The organism is Kineococcus gurbantunggutensis (assembly GCF_050871925.1).
In the GTDB taxonomy this organism is placed as follows: Bacteria; Actinomycetota; Actinomycetes; order Actinomycetales; family Kineococcaceae; genus Kineococcus.
Window position 1 is genome coordinate 1 of sequence record NZ_JBJLSG010000101.1, and the last position, 17,980, is coordinate 17,980.

The window sequence follows — 17,980 nt, forward strand, 5'->3', positions numbered from 1 at the left end:
CTGCAGCGACCCCCACAGCAGGGGGAGCAGGCGTGCATTAGGGCCTGGTCTCTGACCGCGGACCCGGGGGCGCCCGCCCCGCCGAGCGCCGCGCGCTGCCCGCGGCGCTGGCGGTCCTGGACCCGGCGCGCGTCAAGCCGCGCGACGCCTCCTTCGTCGCCGCCGCGGCCGCCGCCCCGGAGCACGAGTGGACCGCCGCGGTGGCCCACCGCTGCTGGACGCTGCTGACCGGCCCCTACCGCGCCGACCTGGAGGCCGCGGGCTGGGACGTGGACCTGCTCCCCGAACCCGCCGCCCACCCCGCCGCCGGGCCCGCCGCCGACCGCGCAACCCCCGCCCCCGTGAGGAGCACCGCCATCACCACGGCCGACCCCGCACCCGCCGCGGGCGCCCCCTCCTCCCCTGCACCCCCCTCGGCGCCCGCGCCCGGGCCGGGGGAGCGCGCGGTGCCCGTGAGCGTCGTGCAGGTCGCCGTGCGCGAGCGCCCCCTGGGACCGGCGCAGCGCACCGTGGTGTGCACGGCCGGTGCGGACCACCCCCTGCGCACCGGGCTGCGCGAGCTGCCCGGGGCCACCTGGGACGGGCAGGCGTCCTGGCTGCTGCCGCTGACCCGGCGCACCGCGCTGGCGCTGCGCCGGGCGCTGACCGGGCACCGCGTGCAGCTGCTCGGGGACGCGCGCGACGCGCTGCGCGCGGCGGCCGACTCCCCGGCCGGCCCGGACGTCACCGTGCTCCAGGCCCCCGACGGGCAGCGCGCCCTCGCGGTCCGCTTCGAGCACACCGCGGCCCTGCAGGAGGACGTCAAGCGCGCGTGCGCGGCCCGGTGGGAGGGCGCCGGCGGGTTCTGGCGGGCCGAGGCCGACCGGGTCGAGGACGTGGTCCGCTTCGCGCACCGCCACGGGCTGGTCCTGGACGCCGCCGTGGAGGCGCTGGCCGCCGAGCGCGACGCGCCCCTGCGCTACGACGGCACCGTGGACGGCCTGCGCGGGGTGCCGGTCACCGAGCTGCACGCGGTGCGCACCAAGAAGGCCCGCGGCAAGACGCCCTCGCTGGCCGAGCGGCTGGCGGAGTTCGGCGTCGAGAGCGTCTACGACCTGCTGATGCACGTGCCGCTGCGCTACCTGGACCGCTCCGCGGTCATCCCCGTGCGCAGGCTGCGCGAGCACGTCGGCGAGACGGTCGGGCTGCTCGCGCGCATCGACAGCGTCGGGCAGTACGACCGCACCAAGCGCCTGCTGCGCGTGCAGGTCAACGACGGCACCGCCGGGCTGACCGTGACGTTCTTCAACTCCCCCTGGCTGGCGCGGCGCTACCGCCCCGGCGACGAGGTGTCCGTCTACGGCAAGGTCGAGGCGTTCACGCCCCGCTCGGGCAAGCCGGTCCTGCAGATGACGAACCCGCTGATGGACCCCGTCGGCGACGACTCCGCGGCGATCGTGCCGGTGTACAACCAGTCCGCGAAGTCCAACGTGACCACGTGGGACCTGCGCTCGGCGGCCGTGGAGGCGGTGCGCCGCCTGGGCGAGCTGAGCGACCCCCTGCCGGCCGAGGTGCGCGCGCGGCACGGGCTGATGGACCGCGGCGAGGCGTACCGGCAGGTGCACCACCCCGACGACCTGGAGGTCGCCGCCCGGGCGCGCGACCGCCTCGCCTTCGACGAGCTGCTGCGCATGCAGATCGCCCTGGGCCTGCGCCGGCACGCCACCGCCGCTGAGACCGGTGTGGCGCACGCCCCCACCGGCGCCCTGACCGGGCCGTTCCTCGACGCGCTGCCCTTCCCGCTCACCGGGGCGCAGACCCGGGCGCTGGCCGAGGTCCGCGCAGACCTGGTGCGCCCGCACCCCATGCACCGCCTGCTGCAGGGCGACGTCGGCTCCGGCAAGACGCTCGTGGCCGCCGTGAGCCTGCTCATGGCCGTCGAGGGCGGCTTCCAGGGCGCCCTGATGGCCCCCACGGAGATCCTGGCCACCCAGCTGCACACCGAGCTGGCCGAGCGCCTGGCCGGCACCGCCCACCCCGACGGGCGCCCGCTGGTGGTGGAGTTCCTGGGGTCCAAGACGAGGGCCAAGGACCGCCGCCGCATCGTCGCCGCCCTGGCCGCCGGCGAGGTCGACGTCCTGGTGGGCACCCACGCCCTGCTCGTGGAGGACGTGGTCTTCGCGCGGCTGGGCCTGGTGGTCGTGGACGAGCAGCACCGCTTCGGCGTGGAGCAGCGCGCCGCGCTGCGCGCCAAGGGCGCCCCGCTGCCCGACGGCGACGGCGAGCGCAGCGTGCCGGACATGCTGATCATGACCGCCACGCCGATCCCGCGCACCGCCGCCCTGACCGTCTTCGGGGACCTGTCGGTCACCGTGCTCGACGAGCTGCCCCCCGGGCGCACCCCCATCGCCACCCGCTGGGTGCCGCAGGACATGTCGCCCGCCGACGAGCACGCCGAGGCCTGGACGCTCGTGCGCGAGCAGGTCGCCCAGGGCCGGCAGGCCTACGTGGTGGCCTCCCTGGTGGAGGACAACGAGAAGCTCGCCGCCCAGGCCGCCACCAGCCTGTTCGACGAGCTGGGCGCCGGGGCGCTGGCCGACCTGCGCCTGGGCCTGGTGCACGGCAAGCAGGACCGCGCCGAGCGGGAGGCGACGATGGCCGCCTTCAAGGCCGGCGCGGTCGACGTGCTGGTGGCCACCACCGTCATCGAGGTCGGCGTCAACGTGCCCAACGCCACCGTCATGGTCGTCGTGGACGCCGCCCGCTTCGGCATCGCGCAGCTGCACCAGATCCGCGGGCGCGTCGGGCGCGGCGCGCACGCCTCGCACTGCCTGCTGACCGGCCGGGCCTCCTCCGCCGACAGCGTCGCGCGCCTGCAGGCGCTGGAGGCGTCCACCGACGGCTTCCACCTCTCCGAGGTCGACCTGGACCTGCGCGGCGGCGGATCGTTGTTCGGCAACCGCCAGTCCGGGCAGTCGGACCTGCGGGTGGCCGACCTCAAGGCGGACCTGCCCATGGTGCAGACCGCCCGCGCCGAGGCGGACCTGCTCCTGGACGGCGACCCGACCCTGGCCCGGCGCCCGCAGCTGCGCGCGGAGGTCGACAGCGCCCTCGGCGAGGACGGCGCCGAGCGCCTCGCCCGCTCCTGACGGCGGCGCGCGGGCGCCCGCCCCGGCGCCCGTGTCGGAGGCGGCACCGATACTGACCCCGTGCCCACCAAGACGCGCCCCTCGTTCCGCTGCACTTCGTGCGGGCAGGAGCACGCCAAGTGGGCCGGGCGGTGCACGGGCTGCCAGGCCTGGGGCACCGTGGAGGAGGCCGCCCCCGAGCCCTCGCGCTCGGCCGGCACCCGCACGAGCCTGGCGCCGGCGGCCGTGGTCACCAAGGCGCTGCGGGTGCGGGACATCTCCACCGACCGCGCCCGCCACCGCCCCACCGGCATCGGCGAGCTGGACCGCGTGCTGGGCGGGGGTCTGGTCCCCGGCGCCGCGGTGCTGCTGGGCGGCGAGCCCGGGGTGGGCAAGAGCACCCTGACCCTGGACGTGGCCAACCGCATCGCCGCCGGCGGCAGGACGGTCCTGGTCGTCTCCGGCGAGGAGTCCGCCGAGCAGATCAAGATCCGCGCCCAGCGCATGGGCGCCGACGCCGCGGAGCTGTTCATCGCCTCCGAGACCGACCTGTCGGTGGTGCTCGGGCACGTCGACGAGGTCCAGCCGGACCTGCTGATCGTGGACTCCGTGCAGACCATCGCCAGCCCCGACATCGAGGGCCGCACCGGCGGGGTGGCGCAGGTGACCGAGGTCGCCACCATCCTCACCCGCCTGACCAAGGCCCGCGGCATCCCGCTGTTCCTCATCGGGCAGGTCACCAAGGACGGCAACATCGCCGGCCCGCGCACCGTGGAGCACCTCGTGGACGTCGTGCTGCACTTCGAGGGCGACAAGCACTCGCCCCTGCGGATGCTGCGCGGGGTGAAGAACCGCTACGGCGCCTCCGACGAGGTGGCCTGCTTCGTGCAGGAGGCCGACGGCATCCGCGAGGTCACCGACCCCTCCGGCCTCTTCCTGGGCCAGCGCGAGGCCCCCGTGCCCGGCACCTGCGTCACCGTCGTCGTCGAGGGCAAGCGCCCGCTGCTCGCCGAGATCCAGGCCCTGGTGGCCCAGTCGTACCTGCCCCAGCCGCGCCGCGGGGCCTCCGGCCTGGACACCGCCCGCCTGGCGATGACCCAGGCCGTGGTCGAGCGGCACGGGCGGGTACGCCTGTACGACAAGGACGTCTTCTGCGCCACCGTCGGCGGCATGCGCATCAACGAGCCCTCCGCCGACCTGGCGGTGGCCCTGGCCATCGCCTCCGCCAGCTCCGACGTGCCGCTGGCCGCCGACGTCGTGGCCCTGGGCGAGGTGGCCCTGTCCGGTGACATCCGCCCCGTCACCGACGTCGCCCGCCGCCTGGCCGAGGCGGGCCGGCGCGGCTTCCAGCGGGCCCTGGTGCCCACCGGCACCGGCGAGAAGCTCGGCAAGCAGGCCGCCGCCCTGGGCGTGACGCTCGTGGAGGTGGACTCCGTGGCGCGCGCCGTCGAGGCCATGGCCGCCGTGCGCCCGGCGCGCAGCGCCGCCCCCGCTGCCACCACCCCTGCCGCCACCCCTGCCGCCGCCGGCGGCGAGGGGCGCGCGGCCCGGGACGCCCCGGGAGCGCGCCGGCCCCGCGGGGGGCGGCGGGTCCCCGCGGCCCGCGACCTGCCCGCGGACCTCGCGCCCGGCCGGGCGGGCGGCCCCGCGCAGGGCCTCGCGCACGACCCCGCCGACGGGCCCGCGGAGGACCTCGCCTAGGACCCCGCCCGCGCCACCTACCATCGAACGGCCCCCGAGGGCCGCGTGCCCGAGCAGGCCTGGACGAGGAGACCGTGATCGCGACCACCGCCGCCGGGTGCGGCCGCCCGCACCCCGCGCCCGCACCGCCGGTGCGCCCCGCCCGCCGGCGCACGGTCCCGGGTGCGGCGTGAGCGGGACGACGCCCCCCGCGCCCGCCACGCCCGCGACCGTGGAGCTGATGAGCGCGCTGCTGGCCGAGGCGGGCGCGCTGGCCCAGGAGGCCCACCGGCTGCTCTCCCCGGTGGCCCGCTCGCGCAGCGACCTGCGCGAGCGCCTGCTCGCCGAGGGGCAGGTGCTGCCCTTCCCGCACCGCGCCGCCGCCCTGGCCCCGCGGCACAGCGTCGTCGCCGTCGACGGCGCCTCCGTGCGCGAGCACCTGTACGCCGCCGACCTCATGGTCGCCGCCGCCGTCGCCGCCGAGGGCATGACCAGCGTCGGCGGGCACGCGCTCTCGCAGCTGCACTGGGCGCACCTGCGCGAGCACGAGTCCGAGAACGACCGCCTGCTCTCGGCGGCCATGGCCGGCCTGGAGCTGCGCCTGCTCGCCGACCTCTCCCACGACCTGCGCATCCTCGACGGCTCCCACGGCACCCCCGTCATCGCGCTGTCCACCGCGCTGGCCGCCCGCTCGGAGACCGTGGCCGGCGCGGCCGCCGACCTGGTCACCGACGAGGTCGTCGCCGCGCTGGCCTCCCTGGCCGACCCCGACCGCCGGGCCCACCCCGGGGAGGTCGTCGCGCTGCCCAAGGCCGACTCCGCGCACGCCTTCGCCGACCTCTACCGCGCCCGCTACGGGCTGCACCTGCCCGGCGGGGACCGCTTCATCGCCGCGCAGGTGCTGCAGCCGGGGGAGATGCTGCGCCCGCGCCCGGCCGACGAGGTCGCCGGCACGCACTTCTCCGTGCGCGAGGAGGCCCCCGCGAAGGTGCGGGCCGCGGTGGAGCGGCTGAACCGCGCGGTCGCGCCGCTGCGCGAGGCCGCGAACGAGGGCCTGCTGCTGGTCACCTACGTCAAGCCCGTCACCTGCGACACGGTCCTGAAGGTGGAGCTGCGGGTGTCCGAACCCCTGGCGGACGTCCCCTCCTCGGCGCCGGAGGTGGCGCTGGAGGAGGCCGCGCGCCTGGCCGGGCTGCTGTCCGCGGAGACCCCCGGCCCGCACCTGCAGGAGCCGTTCGCGCAGTACGCCGTGGACCTGGCCGCCAAGAGCGTCTCCGTGGGCGCCGAGGCCCTGAACCAGTCCATGATCTCGATGCTGCCGCCCGGCAGCGACGACTACCTGACCCTCCTGGCGCGCTCCTACCGCACCCGCGGCGCCGGCGGCGGTCGCACCGCCGGCCCGGGCGCGCCCGGGGGAGCCGGCCGGTGAGGGGACCCCCACCTCCCCACCCCCGCACCAAGAGCACCGCGCAGCACGACCCCCGCAGCAGCACCGAACTGGAGGAGCACCCCGGTGGACCCCATCACCACCGCCGAGCAGGTCGCCGTCGTCGGCTCGCCCTCGTCGAACTACGAGGTCACCCTGGACCTGCTCGACACGGCCGTGCACGAACCCCTGGTGGGTTCCATGCTGCTGCTGACCCAGCCCTCCGGCGCCGGTGAGGAGCTGGCCCTGGGCACGGTCACCGAGGTCACCACGCTGAACCAGTGGCACTCCCAGCCCCTGCTGCGCGGCGTCGTCAAGACCAAGGGGCACATCCCGGGCATGTCCGGCGACACCGGCGACGTGCGCGCCGCCGGCATCAAGCTGCAGGCCTGCTACAAGCGCGGCGGCGGTGGCGCCCCGGGCGAGTGGGCGCAGGCCGGCCCGTCCCTGCGGATGTCCCCGCCCACCGGCACCGCCGTGCGCCGCGTCACCAACGACGTCCTCGACGAGCTGATGAGCGGCGAGGAGGACCTGCACTACCTCGGCCACCTGCACGGCACCTCCGACGTGCGCATCCCGATGTCGATCCGGGACTTCTCCGGCGACCGCGGCGCCTTCCACCTGGGCGTGTTCGGGATGAGCGGCAGCGGCAAGACGGCCGAGTCGGTGTACCTGCTCGCCGGGCAGATGCGCCACGCCGACCAGGGGTTCATCGTCGTGGACCCGCAGGGGCAGTTCTCCTCCGAGACCGGGTTCCCGTTCTCGCTGCAGGCGTGGGCCGCCGAGATGGGCCGCGAGGTCGTCGTGCGCCGCGTCAGCGAGGACCTGCGCCTGGAGAAGGACGCGCCCCTGTTCGGCGAGCTGCTGGCCAAGACGAAGTTCACCGGCGAGATCACCAAGATGGCCCCCGAGACCGCGGGCCTGTTCGTCGACGAGCTGGTCAAGGTGCTGCGCAAGCGCAGCGGCTGGGACACCGAGGACTCCGCGACCCTGCTGAAGGAACTCCTGCGCGCGCTGAGCGAGTTCGGCGTCCTGGGGCGCGTGTACGTGGACGAGACCCGCCAGAGCCGCCTGCGCGACGCGATCTTCGAGGTCCTCGACGACGCCGACCGCTTCGGCGACGTCTTCAGCCAGTTCCAGCCGCTGCACAACCTCTTCACCCCCGCCAACCCCGGCGGCGGCGAGCGGCACTCGATGTGGGGCACGATCTCGCACGTCTTCGACAAGGCCGCCCGCGGCGGTGCCCCGGCCCCGCTGCTCGTGCTGGACATGTCGACCTCCGGGCAGGTCTCCTGGGTCTCCTCCCTGCTGGCCGGCCCGGAGCGGGCCGGTGCGGTGGAGGCGCTGCGCGTGCTGGACCAGGACTCCATCAAGGCCGCGATCCTGCGCAAGGCGTGCCGCACCCTGAAGGAGGCCTCGGAGTCGGCGTTCCGCCTGGGCGAGACGCTGAACACGATGGTCGTCTTCGACGAGGCGTGGCGCTACGCCCCGCCGCTGCACCTGGCCGCGGACGAGGAGATCAAGGCGCTGTCGGCCGACCTGGCCGGGTACTTCCGCGACACCCGCAAGTTCGGCATCGGCTGGCTGCTCATCAGCCAGTCCCCGCGCAGCGTGAACCCCGACTGCTGGGACCAGATGGCGGTGCGCCTGCTGGGGTACGGCCTGGGTGGCGCGGACCTGGCCAAGGTCGCCGAGCAGATGGACGACCCCGAGCACCTGAAGCTGTACCGCGCCTTCGCGCCGCCGGACTCCACCAAGCCCAAGGTGTACCCGTTCATGGTGACCGGGCCCGTCTCGCCGCTGTCGTTCACCAAGGCGCCGGTGTTCCTGGCCGCCTACACCGACTTCGAGCGCTTCCGCGCCGACAACCACCACTGGATCAGCCGGGAGCGCCTGCGGCTGGGGCTGCCGGTCCTGGCGGGCGTGCCGGCCCTGCGCGGCGGCGGCCCGGTCGTCGCCCGCCCGGCGCGCGCGGCGGCCGGCGTCGCCGCACCGCGGCGCGGCGCGGCGAAGGAGGAGGTGGAGCGGGTGCGCGAGCACGCCGCCACCGGCGGCATCGCGCCCGAGGCGTTCGTGGGCCTGAGCGGGGACGGCGCCTTCAGCGGCGGGCTGGGCAGCATCGACGACGACCCGCCGTTCTGACGGGTGCGCGGCCCGCGCGGGTGGTGCGGGCGGCGCGGCTGTCGGGGGCGGCGCCTACGGTGGGCGCCGCTGGTGGTGGTCGGGACGAAGGAGCACAGGACGCGTGAGCGATCCGGTCGTCAGGTTCGGCGTGTACGCGGACGCCCACGTCGGCTACGCCGCCCGGTGCCGGGTGCACCCGGCGTCGGGGCTGAACATGCGCACCCGCGACGGGATGCTGGCCGTGCGCGCGGTGACCCGCTCGATGGTCGAGGCGGGGGTGGACTTCGTCGTCGCCGGCGGCGACGACTTCCACCGCTCGCACCCCGCGGTGGGCGACATCGTGTGGATGCGCCAGCAGATGGAGAGCTTCGCCAGGGCCGGCATCCCGGTGTACGGCAACACCGGCAACCACGACGCTTCCGCCGAGCGCGGCAAGTCCCCGGCGACCGCGGCGATCAACGACCCCGACCGCGGCATCCACTACGTCACCGAGCCGTACCGCCGGTTCGAGGTCGCCGACGGCCTGGTCCTGCACGTGATCAGCCACTACGGCCTGGCGCAGTCCGAGCGGCTGGTGCCCGAACCGGTGGACGGGGCCGTGAACGTCCTGTCCGCGCACGGCGCGGCGATGCTGCCCGGTCACGAGGTGTTCCGGTGCGTGGACTCGCCCGGCGAGGTCCCCATCGGCCTGGACCTGCTGGCCGACGACCGCTTCGCGCTCAAGGCGCTGGGCCACTACCACGGCATGGGCGAGATCCTCCCCGGCGTCTGGTACGCCGGTTCCCTGGTGCGCCGCGGTTTCTCCGACCCCGCCGGCGGGCGCGGCTGGCTCCTGGTGGAGGTCCACGCCGACGGCCGGGTGCAGGTCACCCCGCAGCACATCGCCCAGCGCGCCCAGCACGACCTGCCGCGCATCGACGCCACCGGCATGACCGGCGCGCAGGTCGAGGAGCTGATCCGCGAGAACCTCGCCGCCGTCGACGTCGCGGACGCGATCGTGCGCCAGGTGGTCGTCAACTGCTCCTCCAGCGTGCGCCGGGGCGTGGACCAGCCGGCGCTGGCGGAGCTGACCCGCGACGCGCTGATGTGGATGCCGGACTTCCGCCGCCCCGACGTGGTCGAGGACGACGGCGAGCGCGTCGTGGAGGGCCTGTCCACCTCGATGCTGACCGCCGGGGCCGCCGACCTGCCAGCGGCGTACGGCGGCTGGGTCGGGGAGTGGGCCGGCGCGGTGGGCCTGTCCGAGCAGCTGCGCCCCGTGGTCGTCTCCGAGGGCGAGCGGCACCTGCGCGAGGCCTCCCAGGACGCCGAGATCGGCGGGTTCGCCGAACCGCGCGAACCCGCGCCGCGGGCCACCCCGGCCCGGGAGGGGCAGGAGCGCACCGAGCAGGCGGAGCGCACCGGGCAGGTGGAGCGCACCGAGCAGACGGAGCCTGCCCGGGACGCGCCCCGGGTGGACGCCACGACCGGAGAGGAGACCCCCTGGTGATCACCCTGGAGTCGGTCGAGGCGGTGAACATCCGCTCGCTGGGGTCGGCGTTCATGCAGCCGCTGCCCACCGGGGTCACCGCGCTCAACGGCCCGCGCGGGGTCGGCAAGTCCAGCCTGCTGATCACCGTGCTGTGGGTCCTGTACGGCGTCACCCCGGACGGGGTGACGGTGCAGGCGCTGCGCCGGCAGGGCACCACCGGCCCCGTCAAGGGGGTCGTCACCCTCCTGCACGACGGCCAGCGCGTCGTCGTCGAGCGGGGCCTGAAGGGCCGCAACGACACCCCCTACGTGCAGATCAGCGTCGACGGCGTGCTGCAGTCGGTGAACAAGGTGCGGGTGGCCAACGCCTGGATCACCAGCCGCTTCGGCGGCCTGGACGCGCAGGGCTTCACCGCGGCGTTCGTCACCCGGCAGAAGGAGCTGGACACCCTCGTCAAGGCCACCGCGGGCGAGCGGCGCCGCCTCATCGAGCGCCTGGCCGGCATCGACCGGATGAGCGCCGCGCTCAAGGCCGCCCGCGAGGAGGAGGCCGACACCAAGCGCACCCTGGAGCTGCTGCCCGGCTCGCCGGACGCCCTGGCCGCGGCCAGGTCCGCGCTGGAGGCCGCCCAGCAGGTCGCCACCGCCGCCTGGGAGCGCCGCGAGACCTCGCGCGCGGCCGCCGCGGCCGACGAGGAGGACCTGGCCCGCGTGGCCGAGCGGGCCGCGCAGGTCGCCGAGCGCGTCGAGGCGCACCGGCGCGCCCACGACGCCGCCCAGCGGGCCGGCGGCGCGCAGGTGCTCGCCGACGAGCGCGCCGCCCAGGCCACCCGCGACGTGCAGCGGCTGCGGGAGGCCTCGCGCGGCGGGGACGCCGAGCAGGTCGCCGCCGCGCGCGCGGCGCACGAGCGGGCCGTGCGCGCCGAGCGCGAGAACCGCGCCGCGCTGGAGGCCGCCCAGCAGGCGGGCCAGGCCGCCGCCCGCGAGCAGCAGCGCGCCCAGCAGGCCGCCGCGCGCCTGCAGCAGCGCACCACCGCCGCCGAGGACGCCCGCCAGCGCGCCGAGCGGGCCGCCGCGCGCACCGCCGGCGCCCCGGAGGACCTCGACGCCCAGGCGCAGGCGGCGCAGGCGCGCGCGGACGAGCTGACCGAGCGCACCGGCGCGCTGCGCGGCGAGTACGCGCGCCTGAGCACGGCGATCAAGACGCTGCAGGCCAGCAGCGACCCCACCTGCCCCACCTGCCTGAGCGCGCTGCCCGACGCCCGCGCGATCGTGGAGACCCTCGCGCACTCCCAGCAGCGCGTCGGCCGCGAGGGCCAGCAGGCCAGGGCCGAGTCCGAGGCCGCCGCCCAGCGCGCGGAGGAGCTGCGCCGGCGCTCCCGCGAGCTGTCCCAGGCCCGCACCGCCGCCGAGCACGCCGCCGAGCAGGCCCGCACCGCCCTCGCCGAGCTGGAGCAGGCCCGCACCGCCGCCGAGCAGGCCGAGCAGGACGCCGCGGCGGCCGCCGAGCACGCCCGGCGCGCGCGGGCGGCGGCCGCCAGCGCCCAGGAGGCCCAGCAGGCCGTGACCGCGGAGGTCCAGCGCACCGCGGGCGCGCTGCGCAGGGCCGAGAGCGCCGCCGAGGCCGCCGCGGAGCTGGCCGGGGCGCTCGCGCGCGCCGAGCAGGCCCGGGGCACGGCGGAGCGGGCCGCCGCCGAGGCCGCCGCCGCCTCCGCTGCGGAGGCGGCCGCCCGGGTGCCGGAGGAGGAGCGGGTGCGGGCCCGGGCCGCCCACCAGGACGCGCAGGTCCGCGCCGCCGCCTCCGCCCGGGCCGCCGGCGAGGCGCAGGCCGACCACCGCATCGCCGAGGAGCAGGTGCGCGGCGCGGAGCGGGCGCGCGACGCCGAGGCCGAGAAGCTGCGCCTGCGCGCGGCCACGGTCGCCGAGCTGGAGCGCCGCACGGCCGTGCGCGACGCGCTGGACGCCTTCCGCCGCGACCGCATCGCGCGCCTGGCCCCGGAGGTCTCCGAGGTCGCCACCGACCTGGTCTCGCGCATCACCGGCGGCCGCTTCGTCTCCGTCGTCCTCGACGAGGAGTTCACCCCGGTCGTCACCGACGACACCGGCACCCAGCGACCCGTGCAGTGGCTCTCCGGCGGGGAGGAGTCCGCGGTGGCGCTCGCGCTGCGCGTGGCGCTGTCGGACCTGTGGTCCGGCCGCGCCGGCGGGCTGTTCTGGCTCGACGAGCCGTTCGTGTCGCAGGACGTGGCCAGCCGCGCGGCGATGATGGCCGCCATCCGGGAACTGCCTGGGCGGCAGGTCATCCTCATCAACCACGCCTCCGAGGCCACCGACCTGGTGGACCTCGTCCTCGACGTGGTGCCCGACGACGTCGGCGGCTCGCGCATCGAGGAGGCCTCCTCCTACGGGCCGGTCTCCGAGGCCGCGCTCGACGAGGGCGACGACGCCGGCGTCGCCGCCTGAGCCCGGAACCCGGACGGGGTGCGCGCCCGGCCCGGGCGCGCACCCCTGCGGGGACCACCCGCCGGTGACGGGGGAGCCGTCAGAACGGCGCTCCCTCGAGCCGGCCGGTGCCCCACGGGTCCTCGACGCCGGCCGCGGGACCGCTCCCGGAACCGGCCTCGACACCGGTCCGGAAACCGGCCTCGGCACCGGGGTTCGCACCCCGCGCCCCGGGACCGCCCTGGCGCCCGTGGCGCTGCACGACGGCGGTGGCGTAGCGCAGGTCGGGACCGGCGCTCTGCGCGCGCACGCGCACCGAGGTTCCGGTGCCGCCGTCCTTGCGCTCGTAGACCTCGATGCTCTGCTCGCCGGTGACGACCACGGCCATGCCCCGGCGCAGGGACGCGGCCACGTTCTCCGCCAGGGAGCGCCAGGCCTCCACCCGGTAGTAGGAGGTCCCGGTGTCCTCCCACTCCTGGGTCTGCGCGTTGCGGCGGCGCTCGTTCACCGCGACGCTGAAGCTCGCCACCGCAGCACCGCTGGGGGTGGAACGCAGTTCCGGGTCGCCGGTCAGGTTGCCGACGATGGTGATGGGCACGCCCATGGTTGTCGCTCCCTCTCGAATCTCTCGCGTCACGTCCGCGACCTCGTGGGTCGTCGCCCTCGCGGGGCGACGGGTGGAACTCTAGGAGCGGGGTCCGACACGGACCCCGCTCCCGCCGGCGGTCACCCGCCGGCCCGGCGGGAACCGGGACCGGTGGGGGGCTGCGCCGGGTGGACCCGTGCGGGCCCGGCCCCAGGTGGCCTCAGGCGGCCCCGAGCGCGCCGTGGGCGACCGCCTCCGGCGCCGTCGCGCCGCCCTTGAGCGCCGGTGCCTGCGCGTGCCCGGTGCGCTGCTCGCCGCGGGTGCCCCGCCGGGCGGCGGCGATCGCGGACTCCACGTAGGAGCGGAACGCCTCGCCCGGCCGGCGCTGGCCCTCGAACCAGGTCAGCAGGCTCTCCAGCGCCTCGCCGCGCACCTGGCGCACCGCGCCCACGCCGAACTTCACGCGCAGGAACTCCAGCGCCGGGCTGTCCGGGGTGGCCGGGAAACCCGCGGCCAGCGCGAGGTCCCGGTAGCGCTTCATGGCCTGCGCGGTGGGCGCCGCCGAACCCGGGGAACCCTGGGGAGCCGGGGAACCCGCGGTGCCCCCGCCGTCGCCGTCGTCCCCGCCGGAGGGGGCGGGGACCTCGGCGACCTGCTGGGACAGCGCGACCAGGGCGCGGAAGCGCTCGACGCCCTCGGCGACCACGGCCGCCGCCCACGCCTCGTGCCCCTCGCCGCCGGACGGCACCGGGTGGCGGGTGCGGACGGCGTCGTAGACCAGCGCGCGGGCACGGGTGTGGCTGTTGGCCATGCGGTCCGGGCGGCCGCCGCCGTAGGCGCCGACCTGCACCCGGTCCGCCAGGGTCAGCAGAACCCCGGCCAGCCGCGCGACCTGCGCGAGGTCGACGGCACCGTCCGCCTGCGGCGTCCCCTCCTGCGTCCCCTCCGGTTCGCCGTCCGGTTCCCCGGTGGTCCCGGCCGGCGCGGCGGGGGCGTGCTGCGCGGCCCCGGCGAGCAGGTCGTGGGCGACGCGCTCGGCGCTGAAGGCGGCCTGCACCGCGTAGGAACCCAGGTTGACGCGCTGGTCGGAGTTCAGCGGCAGGTGCGGGGCGGCCTCGTGGGCGAAGGCCCGCCGGCGCTCGCCGCGCGGGGTGGTGGACTGCCCCGTGAAACCCGCGTCGGCGACCTGCTGGGCGGTGGCCCCGGCGGCCAGCGCCAGCGCGGCGGCGGCGTCGACGACCCCGGCGGGCAGGCCCGCCCGGCGCGCGGTGGCCAGGCCGCTCAGCGCCGCCTCGAGCCCGGGCCCGGCGCCCGCGGGCGCCTCCCCGGCCCGCTGCCCGCGCCCGGCCGTGCCCGCGGCGCGCAGGCGGCCGCCGGGGCCGGGGTCCTCGGCGGGGTCGGTGACCGCCTCGCGGCTGAGCAGGCCGTCGATGCCGGCGAAGATGCTCACGGTGTTCGCGCCGGCGGTGGCCATGTCCACGCGCAGGTCCGCGATGGGGGTGCTGCGGTCCACGCCCGGCTTGCGCTGGGACTCCACCCGGTACCGGACCTCGCGGCCGGTCTCGTGGGCCCGCAGCACCTCCGGGTAGGTGGGGTCGTCCTTGGCCAGCCACGCCGTGACGGGGCGGCTGACCCTGCTGTTGTCGCTCTTGAGGACGACCATGACGTTGCGCTTGGTCTCCTCGTCCCGGTTCTCGATCCCGGTGACCGTGCCGGTGCCCACCTGCACCCAGACCTCGGCACGCACGCCCTGCTCGTCGGCTCCGTCGTGGGAGACGAAAGGCTTGGCCATCTCGCCCAACTCCTCGTTCTCGGACCTGCTGCCCCGGCTCGACCGGGAGGGTCCTGGATGTCCTGTTTCCGCGCACGAACTGTTTCGGGGGGCCCGCTGCGGCGCCGGAGCGGTCGACGCGGGCCGCTGTGCTGATGGGGACCAGTGTGCCGGGAGGCACCGACACGACCGGCCCCGCGAGCGCTCGCTGGCCGGCCCCGCGCGCCGGGACCCCGCACGCGCGACAACCCCCGCGCCCGGTGTCGGTGCCGTGGGGTACACACGGGTCAGCACGCACGAGCGGACGGGAGGACCGGGTGAGCGCACGCGAGGCCGCCGCGCCGCGCCCGCGCGCCGCCGCGCCCGCGCGGCCCGGCGCCACCGCGCTGCTGCGCGCCCTGATCGCCGAGCGTCCCGGCGGCCGGGTCCGCCCGCAGCAGGAGCGCCTGGTCGCCGCCGTCGAGCACGCGCTGCGCGAGCGCCGCCACCTCCTGGCGTCGGCCGGCACCGGCACCGGCAAGACCCTCGGCTACCTCGTGCCCGTCCTGGCCGGGGAGGGGCGCGCGGTGGTGTGCACCGCCACCAAGCAGCTCGGTGAGCAGGTCGTCGCCGAGGACCTGCCGCTGCTGGCGCGGCTGCTGCCGGGCGCGGGGGGCAGGAGCTTCACGCACGCGCTGCTCAAGGGCCGGCGCAACTACGCCTGCCTGGCCAAGCTCGCCGCCCTGCGGCCCCCGGGGGGCGGCCCTGCGCGCACGCCCCCCGGGGTCGAGCCGGCGTCGCTGGGCGCGCTGCTGCGGTGGGCCGGGACCACCCGCACCGGCGACCGCTCCGAGGCGCCCCCGGTGGGCGAGCGCGCCTGGCGGGAGGTCTCCACCGACTCGGCCGGCTGCCCGGGCGCCTCCGCCTGCCCCTTCGGGCGCGAGTGCTTCGCGGAGGGGGCCCGCGCCGCCGCCCGCCGCGCCGACGTCGTGGTCACCAGCCACGCGCAGGTCGCCCACGACCTGGTCAGCCCCCAGCCGCTGCTGGGCGAGTACGACACCCTCGTCGTGGACGAGGCCCACGAGCTGGAGGCCGCCCTCTCCTCCGCCTGGAGCCGCGAGCTCGCCCCCGCCGCCCTGGAGCGGGTCCTGGCCCGCGCCGCGCGCGAGCTGCCGCGCGACGCCTGCGCCGACACCGCCCGGGCCCAGCTCGAGCAGGCCTCGGCGGACCTGGCGGCGCTGGCCGGGGCGCTCGCCGACCTGGCCCCCGGCGCCCTCCCGCAGCTGCCGCGGGCGGTCAGCGACCCGCTGGTGGACCTGGCCCACCGGCTCGCGCAGGTCGCCGCCGTCCTGACCCCGGCCGCGGAGACCGCCGGGACCACCGCGGCCGCCGGGGCCGCCGGGACCGCCGGGGCCGCCGGGGCCGCGAAGGGCGCCGGGCCGGCCGCGCGCACGGCGGCCGGGCGGCGGGGCGCCGCGCAGGCGCTCACCGGCGCGGCCGAGTCCGTCCTGGCCGTCCTGGGCGCCGGCGCCCGCGACGGCGAGGAGGTGCGCTGGCTGCACGCCGGTGAGCACCGCGCGCCGGTGCTGAGGGTGGCGCCGCTGCGGGTGGGCCCGCGCCTGGTGGCCGCGCTGGGGGACAGGACCCTCGTGGCCACCTCCGCCACGATCACCGTGGGCGGCTCCTTCGACGCCGCCGTGCGCGCCTTCGCGCTGCAGGAGCCGGTCGTCCGGCCCGGGCAGCCGCCCGCTCCGCCGCGCGGCTTCGACGTCGTCGACGTCGGCACCCCCTTCGACCACGAGCGCCAGGCGCTGCTCTACGTCCCGCCCGCCGGCTTCCCCGCCCCCGCCGGCGGCGAGCGCGCCGCGCACACCGCCGCCGTCCTGCAGGAGCTCACCGCCCTGGTGCGCGCCGCCGGGGGGCGCACCCTGGCGCTGTTCACCACCTCCCGGGCCGCGCGCGACGCCGCCGCCCACCTGCGCGCCGGCGTCGCGACACCGGTCCTGGCGCAGGAGGAGGCGCCAGCCGCGCAGCTGCTCAGGACGTTCGCGCAGGTGGAGGAGTCCACCCTGTGCGCCACGCTGGGCCTGTGGCAGGGCGTCGACGTGCCCGGGCCGAGCCTGTCCTGCGTCGTCATGGACAAGGTCCCCTTCGCGCCCGCGGACGACCCGCTGATGTCCGCGCGCCGCACCGCCGCCGACGCCGCCGGGCGCGACGGGTTCGCCGAGGTCTACGTCAGCGCCGCCGCCGTGCTGCTCGCCCAGGGCGCCGGGCGCCTGGTGCGCACCGCCACCGACCGCGGCGTCGTGGCCGTGCTCGACCCGCGCCTGCTGACCCGGGCGTACGGGCGCACCCTGCTCGACTCCCTGCCCGCCGGGATGCGCCGCTTCAGCGACCGCGATGTGGTCACCGCGGCCCTGACCCGCCTGACCGCCACCACCGGCGCGGCGGCGGTTGCGGCGCCACCGGGCGCGAGCACCCTCGCGGGCACCGGCGCGGAGGAGCCCCCCGGCGCCGGCGCCCCGCCCGGCGGGGCCGCCCCCGCACCCGCCGCCCCCGCGTCCACCGCCCCCACCATCGCCCGCCGGGCGGCGCCCCGCCGCAGCGCCACGCGCGCCCTGGCCCGCCGGACCAGGGAGCGCCCCCGCGACGCGCCCGGTCCCTGAGGGCCCGAGGACCGTTGCGCCGCGACCCCTCTGCGGGCGGACCGGCCGGTCCTGCCGCGGCGGTGCGTCCTCAAGGGCCGGGCGTCAGCGCGAAGGTGGCGCGCTCCGCGGTCTCGGCGACCCGGGTGAAACCCAGCTTGGTGAGCACCGCGATCGAGGCGAGGTTGGCGGGCACGACGACCGCGGTGACCCGGCGCAGCCCGAAGGCGGGGATCCCGGCGGCGAGCAGGGTGCCCGCCGCCTCGGTGGCCAGGCCGCGCCCCCACCGGTCGCGGCGGATCGCGTACCCGAGCACCGCCGCGTCGTCCGCCTCCCGCACGAGCAGCGCCTCGCCGATGACCGTGCCGCCGGCGCGCTCCTCGACCGCCAGGACGAGGGCCTCGCCGGCCGCGGCGGCGCGCTGCTGCTGCACGCGCCGCGCCAGCGCCACCTCCGTCTGCGCCCGGGTGCGCGTCGGCCACGGCGTGTGGCGCGTCACCTGCTCGTCGCCGTGGAAGACGACCAGGTCGTCCAGGTCCCCGGCGCGGTGGCCGCGCAGCACGAGCCGCTCGGAGACGAGCGGCGCGGGGAACGACCACGCGGCGTCGGGCACGCGGGGAGCCTACGGGCCGGGCGCCCCGCCCCGGGGGCGGGGGTGGGACGGGTCCCTGGCGGGGGCGGGGGGGGGGGGGGGGGGGGGGGGGGGGGGGGGGGGGGGGGGTTGGTCTCTTCGAGAAGGGTGGTATATAG

10 protein-coding genes are annotated in these 17,980 nt (G+C 77.5%); 7 read left to right on the forward strand and 3 right to left on the reverse strand.

Annotation, left to right across the window (positions count from 1 at the left end; genetic code table 11):
• The first annotated feature begins 200 nt into the window (after window positions 1-200).
• The 6 genes from recG to ACRYR7_RS17175 all read left to right on the forward strand — a co-directional run bounded on the left by recG (window position 201) and on the right by ACRYR7_RS17175 (window position 12,270).
• Window positions 201-3,128 (forward strand): ATP-dependent DNA helicase RecG, encoded by a 2,928-nt coding sequence (gene recG, locus ACRYR7_RS17150; protein ID WP_432573323.1) that lies wholly within the window; start codon window positions 201-203, stop codon window positions 3,126-3,128.
• A 60-nt stretch (window positions 3,129-3,188) separates the two neighbouring features.
• On the forward strand, window positions 3,189-4,808 hold the full coding sequence (gene radA / locus ACRYR7_RS17155) for a DNA repair protein RadA (RefSeq protein WP_432573324.1): 1,620 nt from the start codon (window positions 3,189-3,191) through the stop codon (window positions 4,806-4,808).
• A 169-nt stretch (window positions 4,809-4,977) separates the two neighbouring features.
• Entirely contained in the window at window positions 4,978-6,216 is a 1,239-nt protein-coding gene (locus ACRYR7_RS17160; protein WP_432573325.1) for a hypothetical protein, read from the forward strand.
• An 84-nt stretch (window positions 6,217-6,300) separates the two neighbouring features.
• Window positions 6,301-8,355 (forward strand): ATP-binding protein, encoded by a 2,055-nt coding sequence (locus ACRYR7_RS17165; protein WP_432573326.1) that lies wholly within the window; start codon window positions 6,301-6,303, stop codon window positions 8,353-8,355.
• A gap of 103 nt (window positions 8,356-8,458) precedes the next feature.
• Window positions 8,459-9,826 carry a metallophosphoesterase family protein gene (locus ACRYR7_RS17170; RefSeq protein ID WP_432573327.1) on the forward strand — a complete coding sequence of 456 codons (1,368 nt, stop codon included), beginning with the start codon at window positions 8,459-8,461 and terminating at the stop codon, window positions 9,824-9,826.
• Complete coding sequence (locus ACRYR7_RS17175) at window positions 9,823-12,270, forward strand: hypothetical protein (RefSeq protein ID WP_432573328.1); 2,448 nt, start codon at window positions 9,823-9,825, stop codon at window positions 12,268-12,270. Before ACRYR7_RS17170 ends, ACRYR7_RS17175 begins: the two co-directional genes overlap by 4 nt.
• A 79-nt stretch (window positions 12,271-12,349) precedes the next feature.
• Here the strand turns inward: ACRYR7_RS17175 and ssb are convergent, their stop codons facing one another.
• Together ssb and ACRYR7_RS17185 are read right to left on the reverse strand one after the other, a co-directional pair.
• The gene (gene ssb, locus ACRYR7_RS17180) at window positions 12,350-12,853 is read right to left on the reverse strand and encodes a single-stranded DNA-binding protein (RefSeq protein ID WP_432573329.1); all 504 of its coding nucleotides are present in this window, start codon (window positions 12,851-12,853) and stop codon (window positions 12,350-12,352) included.
• A gap of 202 nt (window positions 12,854-13,055) precedes the next feature.
• Window positions 13,056-14,627 (reverse strand): hypothetical protein, encoded by a 1,572-nt coding sequence (locus ACRYR7_RS17185; RefSeq protein WP_432573330.1) that lies wholly within the window; start codon window positions 14,625-14,627, stop codon window positions 13,056-13,058.
• A gap of 296 nt (window positions 14,628-14,923) precedes the next feature.
• Between ACRYR7_RS17185 and ACRYR7_RS17190 the strand changes: the two genes are divergently transcribed.
• The gene (locus ACRYR7_RS17190; RefSeq protein WP_432573331.1) at window positions 14,924-17,251 is read left to right on the forward strand and encodes an ATP-dependent DNA helicase; all 2,328 of its coding nucleotides are present in this window, start codon (window positions 14,924-14,926) and stop codon (window positions 17,249-17,251) included.
• Between the two features lie 70 nt (window positions 17,252-17,321).
• Here the strand turns inward: ACRYR7_RS17190 and ACRYR7_RS17195 are convergent, their stop codons facing one another.
• Entirely contained in the window at window positions 17,322-17,843 is a 522-nt protein-coding gene (locus ACRYR7_RS17195; protein WP_432573332.1) for a GNAT family N-acetyltransferase, read from the reverse strand.
• Between the last annotated feature and the right edge of the window lie 137 nt (window positions 17,844-17,980).